This window comes from Candidatus Flexifilum breve (assembly GCF_016713355.1).
Genome location: NZ_JADJPI010000037.1, coordinates 716482 through 729159 on the forward strand (window position 1 = coordinate 716482; position 12678 = coordinate 729159).

A 12678-nucleotide genomic window follows, 5' to 3' on the forward strand; every position below is an offset into this window, starting at 1 on the left:
TTAGCATTGATAGAGAATGAGCAGATCGCGGAGCATCGTCGAGGCCGACGGCAGCGGCGAGGTTTCGTGGATCGAGGCCGTGATCGTGCCGAACAGGTCGCTGGTGTAGCTCACGCCCATGTGCTGCGCGCCGAGCGCCGCCAGCGCGTGATCGCGCGGCAGTTCGCGCAGCCCGGTCGCCAGATCATAGCGCCCATCGTCCAAACGCACCGCTTCCGCGATGTATTTGAGCACATTACCGCGGCTTTTGGCCTCGGTGATCCGCTCCGGCGACACATCGCGCATGGACTCGCGGCGCACATCGTCGATTTTGGCGTTCATGCCGAGCACGGCGTTGGCGAAAATTACCAGCTTGATCACCGCGTCCCATCCGTCGACGTCGAGCGTCTCATCCTGGTCCGCCGCGCCCACGTCTTTCGCGCCCTGCACGGCGTCCGCATAGCTCCAGCCCTCGCTCATTTTGGCGAGGATGTAGCTGTTGGCGAGATTGGCCTGCGCTTCCAGCTTGGTGATGGTCGCGCCCGCGAGGTCGCGCTCGGCGATGGTGATCGCGGGCAACCCGCCGAACACCGTGCCGTCGTGCCGGATGGTCACGTTGTGCTGCCGGGCCAACGCGCGGAAGCCCGCGTAATCGAGCGCCAGCGGCCCTTTGTTCGTGGTGATGAGGTGCATGCCGCGCTGAATAGCCGCGCGCATCGCGCTCATGCCCGGTTCGCCATCGGTGAGGTTGACGCGCGTCGCCTCGAAAAAGACATCGGCGTCCACGCGCTGCAAGACGTCGAGGATGCCGAGACCGGGTTGACCGACGCCGGGCAGCGTGCCGACGCTGGCCTTGCGTTCGAGCGCCGCGATCGCCGCGAGATCGAGTCCGTTAGGGTCAATTGCGCCGCCGTCCACATCGACCGCCGCGACGAGGCGCACGTCGAGGCCGTATTGGTCGCGGATCTGCGCCTGTTTCTGGTTGAGCACCCACACAAAGCGCGACCCGATGTTGCCTAATCCGCTGATGATGCAGTTCACGCGGCGCATTGTACGACTCCCTAGGTACTTTACTGTGTAGGGATGCCATACATGGCATCCGCTTGTGTTATTCAGGCAACTAACCGGACGCAATGAATTGCGTCCCTACAAACTGTAGATCGATCTGCTCACCCCGCCGGGAAGAAATTCGGCAAATTGGCGCGGTGCGCTTCGAGCATTTCGTCGCGCAGACGATTCGCCAGATCGCGATCTGTCACTGCGCCATCGATCAGCAGCGCCTCGGTGAACAGTTCGCGACTGCCCGTCAGCGCGGCTTCGACCGTGAGCTGGTTCGCGGCGATCTTGCGGATCAGCACAGCCGCCAGCGCGTCGGGGAAATCGTCGAAGTGGATGGCATGCAAGCCGCCCGCCATCGCGACGCACGGGAATTCCAGCACCGCATCCGGCGGCAGGTTCGGGATCGCGCCGTCATTGGGCAGGTTGGCGTAGAAGATCTTGCGTTCATCCCACTCAATCGACTGCATGATCTGCAGCAGTTGTTCGTGTTCACCCACCCGCCGCTTGAGCAATTCTTCGCTCAGCGGTTTTTCGCCGTTGGCTTGCGCGCGCATCTCTTCGTAGACCTCGTCGCCCCAGATGCGAATCGCATCTTCCAGCGAGTAGGCATCGACGCCGAGCGTGCGCCCGTAATACTGGCCACCGGGAAAGCGTTCTGGGAAGAACTCGGTTACGTGGCGATCATTCGCCGACGGGTATGCGCCGTAGGCTTCGAACAGCGACCACGACAGCGGATTCGCGCCCATCGGATGATCGTCAAAGTTGTTGCCCGCCAGTGGGAAATTCTGCTGCGCAGGATCTTTGAACAGCGCCGCGGCTTTGGTATGCAGTGTGGGCATCAGGTCGCGCCCATGATGATACAGCTTGGTGAAGAATGTCAGATGGTTCAAGCCAATGGCAACACTCGTCACTTCATCTTCGGGGACGCCTGCCAGACTGGCGAGGTTGCGTTCGACGCGGAACGCGCCGTGGCACAGCCCGACGATGTTCATGCCGGTCGCTTGGCGCACCGCCCAGCAGTTGGCCGTCATTGGGTTGCTGTAATTGAACAGGTAGGCGTCCGGCGCGAGCGCTTGCACATCCTTGGCGATGTCAACCATCGCCGGGATCATGCGCATGGCGCGGGAGATGCCGCCGGGCATGACCGAATCGCCGACGGGCTGGAAGATGCCATACTTGCGCGGGATGAACACGTCCTGCTCCCACGCGCGCCGCCCGCCCACGCCAATCGTCGTGATGACGTAGCGCGCACCGGGGAGCAGCGCTTTGCGGTCAGTTGACGCCGTGATGGTGATCGCCGCGCCCGTGTGTTCGATTAATTTGCGCGCTAGTTTTTCCGCCACATCCAGCGCCACCGGATCGATATCCACCAGCGCAAGTTCATACGGGCCTAACTGGGGTGAGAAAATGAGGTCGGCGACCAGACCTTGCGTAAAGCGGGCGCTGCCCGCGCCAATCAACACGATTTTCATGGTTTCTTCTCCAAATGATTGGCCTCACCCCTCAGTCCCCTCTCCCACGGGAGAGGGGAGGTTGATCAACTTAGGTTCCCCTCTCCATCTGGAGAGGGGGTTAGGGGATGAGGTTAACTTTTCGCTTTTGGCAGCACCTGATTAATCAGCGGTTCGCCCGCCAGATAACGGCGCAGATTGGTGCTGAAAATATCAAAAATCACGTCAAAATAGCGTGACGTCAGCCCGGCGATGTGCGGCGAGATGATCACGTTGTCCATGCCCCACAGCGGACTCTCCGCCGGGAGCGGTTCGCGTTCGAACACGTCGAGCGCTGCGCCGCCCAGATGACCAGACTCCAGCGCGGCGATCAGCGCGGTTTCGTCCACTACGCCGCCGCGCGCGATATTGACCAGCACCGCGCCCGGTTTCATCGCCGCGAAGGCCGCCGCGTTGAACATGCCGAGCGTCGAGGCGTTGCGCGGCGTCACCAGCACGACATAATCGCACTCCGGCAGCATCTCCAGCAGGCGATCCGGCGTGTAGAAGCCATCCGGTTCTTTCCCCGGCAGGTCGAGCAACTGCGGCACTTGATACGTCAGCGGCTTGGGCAGCAGCGATTCCGGGGACGGGGCGACGGCCAGCACGCGCATGCCAAAACTGTGCGCGATGCGTCCGATTTCGCGCCCAATTGCGCCGTAGCCGATCACGCCCACGGTCGCGCCGAGCAGTTCGGACGGCGTGAAATCGCGTCGCCGTTCCATTTCGCCACCCCAATGGCGCGCGCCCTGCTGCCGCAGCATCAGCGGCAAACGGTGACTGAAGGCCAGCATCATCAGCAGCGCGTGTTCCGCCATGTTGGGGGGCGCGACGCCCGCCAGGTTCGTCACGGCAACCGTCGACTCCGGTTTCGCATACGGCGATTTCAGCACATGGTCAAAGCCCGCCGTGTCCAGTTGAATCCAGCGCAGATTGGGCGCAGTGGCCGGGTCAGGCAGTGCCTGCCAGGCGTACAGAATTTCCACCCGTGCCCACAGATCAGCGGGCACAGCGGCGGGGTCTTCCGTTGTGATCTGCGTCACATGGAGATTCGGTGCCAGGCCGCGCACCCGGTCGAGCCACGCCTCATCGAAGTATTTGGTGCTGAGAATCTCGATGGTTCGACCCGCACTCACGATTGCGCTTGTACTCCAGCACGCTTGGTCACCTTGGCGACCACCCAGTTGCCGACCGCGCTGATGATGTACCACGTCACCATGAAGCCGACGAGTTCGAGGCCAAAGCTGTGAAACTTATAGAAGAAGTTGGCGATCAGGAAAGAAATCAGGAAGTACGGCGCTTCGGCCACCATGAAGGTGCGAAAACCCTGCGAGCGGAAATAGGTGTACACGGTATCCCCCTTGAAAGCGACTAACGGGCATAGGCACGGAACGGATTAGCGTGCAGCAGTTGCTGGATGCCAGCTTCATGGATGCCGCGCGCTTGCAGCTTGGGCACAAACTGAGTCAGCAAGTACGTATACGGCTTGAATGTGCCGCCATTCATTTGAGTCGGATTATAGCCGGAGCGATCATGCGAGAGCAGCACCTGATCGGCATAGCCGCCGTCGAAGGCGCGCACAATCCAGTCGAGATAGGCGTCGTCGGGGCGGTCTTCGTCAATCGCGTCATATTCGATCCACGCGCCGCGCCGCGTGAAGGCCGCGTGCTGCTCGACATCCGGCTCGGTTTGCGTGTGAATCCAGATGAAGCGCGCTGGATCGCCGCCTGCCGCTTCGAAGATGTCGAGTTCGGCGTTGGCCAGCGCCGCGCCGACCGTGTGACTGCCGACCACGGCGTTCGTCGTCTGGCTCGCGTGTGCCGCCGCGCGCAGCAGGAGTTCTTCATGCGGCTGCACGCCGGAGTCGGTTACGCTCAACTTGATCCAGCCGGCGCGAAACGTGCTGCCGTCGATCTGTTCGGTTAGTTCGCGGATCAGCCAGTCGCGCAGACCACTTTCGCCGAGCCTGTGCGCCCACTCGGTTTTAGCGGGCTCTTTGAACAATCCCGTCGCGGCGATCAAGGGCAGCTTGATTGCTTGGGATACCGCCAGCAGCACATCCGGTCGGCGCGCGCCGCCGACCGCGGTGGCCTCCACCAGGGCCGTGATCCCGGCGGCTTTCACGGCTTGGAGCGCGGGTTCCATCCGGTCAATCACGGGCGCAATGGCCGTGGCCGCGTCATCGTCGGCGTAGAAGTTGGCGAAGACATGCTCGTGCGCCAGCATCCAGCCGACGTGATCGGCGCTGAGGTCGCCCAGTGTGGTGACGAGATGCGTGCTCATCGGCGGTTACTCGACCAGCACAAACGCGTCTTCGAGCGCAGTTTGCAGCACGTTGAGGAAACCCGCCGCTTCCGCGCCATCGGTCGCGCGGTGATCAGCACTCAACGTGACGGTCAAACGCTGCACCGGGCGCACGCGGTCGTCGGCGTCGAACACGGCAACTTTTTGCAGCGCGCCAACGGCGAGGATCGCCACCTGCGGCGGATTGATGATCGCTTGAAACTGACGGATACCGTACATGCCGAGATTGCTCACGGTGAACGTGCCGCCGCTTAGATCGTCCGGCTTGAGCTTGTTCTCGCGGGCGCGGCCAGCCAACACGGCGGCTTGCGCGGCGATTTCGGTCAGCCTGAGCGTTCCGCAGTCGTGAACGACGGGTGTGGTCAAACCTTCCGGTCGTGCCCGGTCGCCAACGGCTACGGCCACCGCCAGATTGATGTGCTCGTTGAGGATCAGCTCACCATCTGCAAAAGTTGCGTTGAGCGTGGGATACTCGGTCAGTGCCAATGCGGTCGCTTTGAGGATCAGATCGTTGATGCTGACCGTCTGCCCACGCCGCTTGAGCGATTCGCGCAGTTCCAGCGCCCGCCCCATGTCGATGTCGAGCGTCAAATAGAAGTGCGGAATGGTCGATTTGCTCTCGGCCATGCGCCCCGCCGCGATCCGGCGTAAACGGGTGAGCGGCACGCGGTGTTCGGCAGCGGTGCTCGGCGCTTGTGCCTGCGATACGACCGCGGCGAGAATGTCGCGCTTGATGATGCGCCCGTTCGGCGCGCTGCCCACGATCTGCGCCAGATTGAGGCCGTGCTGCCGCGCCAACTTGCGGGCCACCGGCGACACATCCAGCCGTGCCGACTTAGCGGGAACGGCGTCACGCTGCGTGACGGTGGCTTGGACATCCTCTTTGACGATGCGTCCGCCGCGTCCTGTTCCGCTGATCGCCGCCGGGTCGAGGCCGTGTTCGTGCGCCACGCGCCGCGCTACGGGGGAGATCGGCTGGCGGCGGGGGGCAGCGTCGACGATGGGTTCACGGGGAGGGGCAGCCGGAGCAGCGACTGCGATCCGCTCCGCTGCTTCTATAAAGGCGACCACCGACCCAACGGACACCGTCGTCCCGGCGGGCACAATGATTTCGGCCAGTTTGCCCGTCGTCAAGGCTTCCACTTCAACGGTTGCTTTGTCCGACTCGATCTCGAACAATGGCTCACCGCGCTTAATGGTCGCCCCCGCAGTCTTTAACCAGTTGAGGATGGTGCCTTCTTCCATGCTTTGACCCATACGGGGCATGGTGACTTCAACGCGCATGTTCGCCTCCGCTAGTTGAAGTACAGCGCCGTTTTGGCCGCGGTCACAATATCCGGCACAGAGGGCAGCACGTAGTTCTCCAAATCCGGCTGGAAGGGCAGGGGCACGTTGCGCGTGCACACCCGCTCAATCGGCGCGTCGAGATCGCTGAAGGCGCGTTTCTGCACCATGGCTGCGACTTCTGCCGCCCACCCGCAGCGTTCCACGCCCTCGTTGACGACGACGAGCCGGTTGGTCTTGGCGACCGATTCAAGGATCGTCGCTTCGTCCAGCGGCACAAGCGTGCGCGGGTCGATGACTTCGGCGGAAATGCCCTCCGCCGCCAGCAGTTCAGCCGCTTCCAGTGCGTAAAGTACCATGCGCGAATTGGCGACGATGGTCACATCCGTGCCGCGCCGCTTGATGTCGGCCACGCCGAAGGGGAGGGTGTAGTCACCGTCCGGCACGTAACCTTTGTTCATGTACAGCATTTTGTGTTCAATGAAGAAAACCGGGTCATCCAGGCGGATGGCGGTTTTAAGTAGACCTTTGGCGTCATAGGGCGTCGACGGGTGCGCGATGAACAGCCCTGGCACATGACACAGCCACGATTCGAGGCTGTTGCCGTGCTGCGCCGCGGATGACTTCCCCCCACCGCCCTGTGCGCGGATGACGAGCGGCACTTTCGCCTGTCCGCCGCTCATGTAGCGCACTTTGGCGACCTGATTCACGACGGCATCCATCGCCCGCATGACAAAGTCGAGGTATTGCAGTTCGGCGACTGGACGCAAGCCCGCCAACGCTGCGCCGAGCGCCGCGCCGATGATACTCTCTTCGGCGATGGGCGTGTTGATCACCCGGTCGTTGCCGTAAACCGCGCTCACGTTGACCGTTGTCTTATACGCGCCACCCCACGGGTCACGCAGGTCTTCGCCAATCAGAAAAACATTCGGATCGCGCCCCAATTCTTCAAACATCGCATCGCGCACGGCATCGCGGAAGGTGATCTCACGACCGCCGGTTTGTGGTAACGCGCTCACGGACGCACCCCCTGTAGTGCCTGTTTGCCCAGTTGTTCGTCAACGTATAGACCTTCGAGCGCCTCATGCAGTTCCGGCTTGGGCGCGGCTTCCGCGGCGGCGACGGCGGCGTCCATGCGTGCCTGTTCCTCCGCGTCGATGGTATCGAGATCGGCCTCGGTCGCCAGACCCGCGGCGAGGATGCGCTCGCGGTGGCGTTCCAGCGGATCACGCGCTTTCCACGCTTCGACCTCATCTTTCGGTCGCGCTGTGCCGGGATCGCCGATGTTGTGCCCGTAGTGGCGGTAGGTCTCGCAGTCGATGAAGGTGGGGCCGCCGCCCATGCGCGCCCGTTCAACCGCCGTGTAGACGGTGTTGTAGACTTCGACCACGTCGTTGCCGTCGACGCGGATGCCGGGCATACCGTAGCCGCACGCCCACTGCACCACGTCGACGATGCCCGTGTGTTCGACCAGCGGCGTGGATTCGGCGTAGCGGTTGTTCTGGCGCACAAAGATCATAGGGAGCTGCCACAACATCGACATGTTCATGCCTTCGTGCAGCGGACCGCTGCCGGTCGCGCCATCGCCGAAGAAGGCCAGCGCCACTTGATCGGTTTTGCGCAGCTTGCAGCTCAACGCCGCGCCCACGGCAATCGGCACGCCCGCGGCAATGATGCCGTTCGCGCCCAGAATGCCCTGACTGAAATCGGCGATATGCATCGAGCCGCCTTTGGCGCGGCACGATCCAGTCACGCGCCCGTACAACTCGGCCATGGCGCTTTCCACGCTGACGCCTTTGGCGATGGTGTCGCCGTGGCCGCGGTGTGTGCTCGCCATGAAGTCGTCGGAACGGAGGGCAGCGCACGCGCCCGTCGCAATGGCTTCCTGACCGATGCTCAGGTGCAGAAAGCCGGGGAGCTTGCCCGCGGTGTATACCTCGCGCGCAGTGCGTTCGAACGCGCGGATGCGCGTCATCGTGCGATAAAAGTCAATCCAACGGTCTTGATGCATTCCAAACTTCTTTCGGCCAGCGCAGGCACGCACTTTTTAAGTTGGGTCAATACGTCAATTTCAATCACAACATAGCGCGATTGTGCGCGATTGTCAATTATTTTGCAGTTTGTTGACTTTTTTTGGCGAATTATGATAGATTCTGAATGAATAGGCTGTCAGCGGCAGGTCAATTAGGAATTAAGAGATTTGCGGTATGATGTTCGCTCAATCGTGTTCCCTAGTCAGGCAGAGAAAAAGCACATGTTGAGCCACGAACGCCAGAAACAGATTCATGCCTTAATTCGACGACATAAATCAGCTTCGGTTAACGATTTGAGCACGCAGCTAGGCATCAGTTTGTCGACGGTACGCCGCGACCTCAAAGAGATGGAAGAGCGGGGTTTAGTCACGCGAGTGCACGGCGGCGCGCTGCTGGTCGAAGACGGCGCGGAACCGGAACGCCCAGCTCTGCAGCGTCATGATGTGAACGCCGACGCCAAACGACGGATCGCCGAAGCGGCAGCGCGCCTTGTCAACGACGGCGAGACGATCATCCTGACGGCAGGTACGACGGTCGAGGCGATGCTGCCGTTCCTCGTCGACCACAAGAACCTGACAGTCGTCACGAACGTCATCAACATCGCCTATGAGCTGTCCGCGTATCCGCACATCACTGTCGTGGTGCTCGGCGGGTGGCTGCGCCATTCCGAATTTTCGCTGCTCGGGCATCTCACTCAGCAGGCACTCAAAGACATCTACGCGCACAAGATCATTCATGGTACGTATGGCATTCATCCCGACTATGGCCTGACTGGAACGTACGTTCAGGAAGTCGAAACGGATCGCTTTCTCATCAACGCGGCGGCGCAGTTAATCGTGGTTGCCGACGCGAGCAAATTCAAGCAAGTTGGCTCGGTTCGTCTGGCTCCGGCGGAGCGCATTCATACGCTCATCACCGATACCGCCGCCGAAGACGACGAAGTGGGCAAGATCGCCGATTGTGGTGTACAGGTGCTCCGCGTGTAGCGCGCACCGACTTAGGGACAAACATGCAGACCTCTCCTTCCAGTTTTCAGACCCTCAGCGAAATTCTCAGCCAGCCCGAAGCGTGGCAGGACGCGCTCGACGAATTGGCGCGGCAGCAGGGCGCGCTGCGCGCCTTCTATGCGCAGCACCAGCCCGATCATCTGATCTTCCTGGGCTGCGGGTCGCCGTATTTTCTGGCGCGGGCCGGGGCGAGTTTGGCGCGTGGGCTGACTGGGATCCTGTCGGAAGCGCACCCCGGCTCGGACATGTGGCTGTTCACTGATCAGACGCTGATTGTCGGACGGTCAACGGTCATGGTGGTGATTTCGCGCTCAGGTGAGACGACGGAAGTGCTGAAGGCCATCGAGACGTTCAACGCGCAGGGTGGTAAAGCGATTGCCGCCGTCACCTGCTACGACGAATCGACCCTCGCGCGGACGATCCCGCTGACGCTGCTCGCGAAAGCGGGTCAGGAAATTGGCTTGGCGCAAACGCGTTCCTTCACCTCCATGCTCATTCTCACGCAGGGCTTGATCTATGCGTTCGCCAACCGCGAACTCAGCCCGCGGTTTTTGCAACTGCCGCAGTTGGGGCGCGCGCTGATCGAAAAATGTGCCGATTTCGCGCAGCAGTTTGGCAGCACGCTGCATCAACGGTTTGAACGGGTTTTCTTCCTCGGCGGCGGCGCGCTCTATGGGCTGGCCTGCGAAGCCATGCTCAAGATGAAAGAGATGTCGCTCAGCCTGTCTGAAGCCTACCAGACGATGGAATTCCGGCACGGCCCGATGTCGATGGTCAACGAGCAGACGCTGATCGTCGCGCTGGTCTCGGAGACGGCGACGACCGCCGAAACGCAGGTGCTGACGGAAATGCGTCAGCGCGGCGCGACCGTGCTGGCGGTGACCCCGGTCACGCTGCCAGAGGCCGCGGCGGACGAGCAGATCGTGCTGCCGGAGGGGCTGACTGACGCCGAACGCGGGCCGCTGTACCTGCCGATTCTGCATCTGGCGATCTATCACCATACAGTCGCCAAGGGCTTGAATCCCGACTTGCCGAACAACCTGACCGCCGTGATCGAGTTGAATGACGATCACACGAACAAAGCCCAATTGAGCTAGGGGACGTCTGCTGCGCGGGGCGTTCGATTAGTGCGCCCCCTGCCGCAGTTTGTGCTTACCATCGCGCCCAAGAGAGTAAATGAGGAGAAGTGTCATGCAGAAAAAAGGTTCTTTAAGCCGCCGCAATTTCTTGCAACTATCGTTAGGGGCCGCGGGTGGTTTGCTGCTCGCCGGTTCGCCGTTGAAGCGTTTGTCCGCGCAGGGTTTTCAGGGCGCGGCGGATTTCTGGGATTGGGAATATGAGCCGCGTCAGGCTTACATGCAGCAGTTGATCACGGAGTGGCAGGAAGCTAATCCCGGCGTCACGCTGAATTACACGACGTTCCCCTATGGCGACCTGGGCACCAAGCTGTTGACCGCCAACGAAGCCGAACAGAACCCGCCGATCAGCAACGTGCACGCCGACTGGCGTCCGGCGCTGCAGCGCGCAGGTCTGCTCGCCGCGTATCCGGAAGACCTGTTTGATTATTCGCAGCTCGCCAGCACGCCATTCCTGGCCGCGATGGACGGGCGGGTGTACACCAGCACCTTCGGCTATTACTGCTCGATCGTCTTCCTGAACAACACCATGCTGGAAGAAGCTGGCTTGACGGCCGCCGATGCGCCCGCGAACTGGGCAGACTTTGTTGAATTCGCCAAGCAGCTCACCCAATATGATGGGAGCGGCAATGTCGTCCGTCCCGGCGTCGCGCTGAACCACTACTATTCGCAGAAGTGGCTGTGGCAAGACCTGATCTATCAAGCGGGCGGCTTCCAGTACAGCGAAGACGGCACGCAGGCGATCTGGAACAGCCCCGAAGGCGTGGCGGCGCTCCAGTTCATCAGCGACTGGTATCATGTCCACAAAATCGACGATCCGCTGCTGGAACGCCACTTCGACATGTTCTCGACGGAACGCGCCGCGGGCTTCATCAGCCACGGTTACTGGGCGGGCAGCCTCGTCTCCGACGAAGCGTGGGAAGGCAAGTTCAGCACCGTGCCGGAACCGACGTGGTCGGGTGGCCCGACGCCGTCGTGGGGCTTGACGCTGCCGGAAGAAGGCATCGCCGTGTTCGCCAACTATCCGGAAGAAGAACAGGCCGCGATGTTCAGCTTCATCCAGTACGCGCTGGGCACCGACGAACGCCGCATCGAATGGGCGAAGGTGCACGCCGTCCCGCCGGATCGCGTTGATCTGCTGAACGACCCGCGCCTGCTGGAAGGCGACGAAGGCAATGTGCTGCAAAGCGCCGCCGTCACCATTCCGTACCGCGTCAACGCGGGCGAACAGCCGCTCGAAGCCGACACGTATCTGCGTGAAATGTTTGAACGCGTGATCCTCAATGCGGAAGAACCGCAGGCCGTGCTCGACGACGTGACGACGCGCTACAATGCGTTCCTCGCGGAACAGGGCGACCAGAACTACCTGATCACCGAACGCAGCTACGTTGCACCCGCCGAATAAGGCGCGGTTGCAGATTGGCGACTTTCAGCAATTGATTTAAGCACCGATGGTAGGGCGAACGAAGAGTTCGCCCTCTATGATCAAACGGAAGGAAAGCGCGATGGACTCAGCCCGCGTGAGCGAAAACCGCACTGCCGTCGACTGGCGCTGGCGTCGGCTGGACTGGGAACGGCTCGTCTTATGGATCGTGCTCGGGATCGGCTCAGTGGCGATGATCGGCCCGTTCTACTGGATGATCATCAGTTCCTTCAAGACGCAGCGCGAAGGCACGGCGATTCCCCCGACGTGGTGGCCGCAGGAATTCACCCTCAAAAACTGGCAGGACATCGGCAACCTGACGACCGGCAGCATGCTGATCTTCTTCCGTAACAGCGCTTTCGTGGTGATCGTCATCACGCTCATTACGCTGTTTACGAGCAGTATTGCCGGGTATGTGTTCGCCAAGTTCGAGTTTCGCTTCAAAAACGTGATCTTCTGGCTGGTGATCAGCATGCTGGTCGTGCCCTTCAGCGTGACGCTCATTCCGCTGTTCAACATGGTGGCGGATTGGGGCTGGCGCAATAACTACCTTGCGCTGATCGTGCCGATTCTCTTTACGCCATTCGGCATCTTCCTCATGCGCCAGCAGATCGCCAACATCCCCAACGAACTCATTGACGCGGCGCGCATTGACGGCGCGTCCGAACTCGGCATCTATTTGCGCGTGATTTTGCCACTTTCCGGCGCGGCGCTGGCAGCGCTGGCGATCTTCACGTTCACGTTCCAGTGGGACAACTTCCTCTGGCCGCTCGTGGTGCTCGACGACCCGGGCCTGTATACGCTGCCATTGGGACTGGCGCAGTTCCGCGGACGCGGCACGGTTGACATGGGGCTGGTCTCGGCGGCGTCGTTTGTCGCCGTCCTCCCGGTGCTGATCGTGTATGTGCTGGCGCAGCGCCGCTTTATCGAAGGCATTACTCTGACGGGTATGAAGTGACGGGG

12 protein-coding genes are annotated in these 12678 nt (G+C 61.5%); 4 read left to right on the forward strand and 8 right to left on the reverse strand.

The window, feature by feature from the left end:
• The 8 genes from IPK17_RS34090 to IPK17_RS34125 all read right to left on the reverse strand — a co-directional run bounded on the left by IPK17_RS34090 (window position 1) and on the right by IPK17_RS34125 (window position 8127).
• Window positions 1-1113 (reverse strand): homoserine dehydrogenase, encoded by a 1113-nt coding sequence (locus IPK17_RS34090; RefSeq protein ID WP_502749677.1) that lies wholly within the window; start codon window positions 1111-1113, stop codon window positions 1-3.
• A gap of 35 nt (window positions 1114-1148) precedes the next feature.
• Window positions 1149-2510 carry a family 4 glycosyl hydrolase gene (locus IPK17_RS34095; RefSeq protein ID WP_343422184.1) on the reverse strand — a complete coding sequence of 454 codons (1362 nt, stop codon included), beginning with the start codon at window positions 2508-2510 and terminating at the stop codon, window positions 1149-1151.
• Window positions 2511-2623: 113 nt separating this feature from the next.
• Window positions 2624-3664, reverse strand: a complete 1041-nt coding sequence (locus IPK17_RS34100) for a D-2-hydroxyacid dehydrogenase (protein ID WP_343422185.1) — start codon at window positions 3662-3664, stop codon at window positions 2624-2626.
• On the reverse strand, window positions 3661-3879 hold the full coding sequence (locus IPK17_RS34105; RefSeq protein WP_343422186.1) for a hypothetical protein: 219 nt from the start codon (window positions 3877-3879) through the stop codon (window positions 3661-3663). The genes IPK17_RS34100 and IPK17_RS34105 overlap by 4 nt, the downstream gene beginning before the upstream one ends.
• A 20-nt stretch (window positions 3880-3899) precedes the next feature.
• Complete coding sequence (locus IPK17_RS34110) at window positions 3900-4811, reverse strand: phosphotriesterase family protein (protein ID WP_343422187.1); 912 nt, start codon at window positions 4809-4811, stop codon at window positions 3900-3902.
• A 6-nt stretch (window positions 4812-4817) separates the two neighbouring features.
• Window positions 4818-6116, reverse strand: a complete 1299-nt coding sequence (locus tag IPK17_RS34115; protein WP_343422188.1) for a dihydrolipoamide acetyltransferase family protein — start codon at window positions 6114-6116, stop codon at window positions 4818-4820.
• Between the two features lie 11 nt (window positions 6117-6127).
• Entirely contained in the window at window positions 6128-7135 is a 1008-nt protein-coding gene (locus IPK17_RS34120) for an alpha-ketoacid dehydrogenase subunit beta (RefSeq protein ID WP_502749681.1), read from the reverse strand.
• A complete protein-coding gene (locus IPK17_RS34125; RefSeq protein WP_343422189.1) occupies window positions 7132-8127 on the reverse strand; it encodes a thiamine pyrophosphate-dependent dehydrogenase E1 component subunit alpha in 996 nt (331 codons plus the stop codon). The genes IPK17_RS34120 and IPK17_RS34125 overlap by 4 nt, the downstream gene beginning before the upstream one ends.
• Before the next feature lie 243 nt (window positions 8128-8370).
• Here IPK17_RS34125 and IPK17_RS34130 point away from each other — a divergent pair, with 243 nt between their 5' ends.
• The 4 genes from IPK17_RS34130 (at window position 8371) to IPK17_RS34145 (ending at window position 12673) form a co-directional block, all read left to right on the forward strand.
• Window positions 8371-9135 (forward strand): DeoR/GlpR family DNA-binding transcription regulator, encoded by a 765-nt coding sequence (locus IPK17_RS34130; RefSeq protein WP_343422190.1) that lies wholly within the window; start codon window positions 8371-8373, stop codon window positions 9133-9135.
• 23 nt (window positions 9136-9158) lie between these two features.
• A complete protein-coding gene (locus IPK17_RS34135; protein WP_343422191.1) occupies window positions 9159-10253 on the forward strand; it encodes an SIS domain-containing protein in 1095 nt (364 codons plus the stop codon).
• 94 nt (window positions 10254-10347) lie between these two features.
• Window positions 10348-11697, forward strand: coding sequence for an extracellular solute-binding protein (locus tag IPK17_RS34140; protein WP_343422192.1), 1350 nt, complete (start codon window positions 10348-10350; stop codon window positions 11695-11697).
• Window positions 11698-11773: 76 nt separating this feature from the next.
• Window positions 11774-12673 (forward strand): carbohydrate ABC transporter permease, encoded by a 900-nt coding sequence (locus IPK17_RS34145; protein ID WP_343422193.1) that lies wholly within the window; start codon window positions 11774-11776, stop codon window positions 12671-12673.
• Window positions 12674-12678 lie beyond the last annotated feature (5 nt).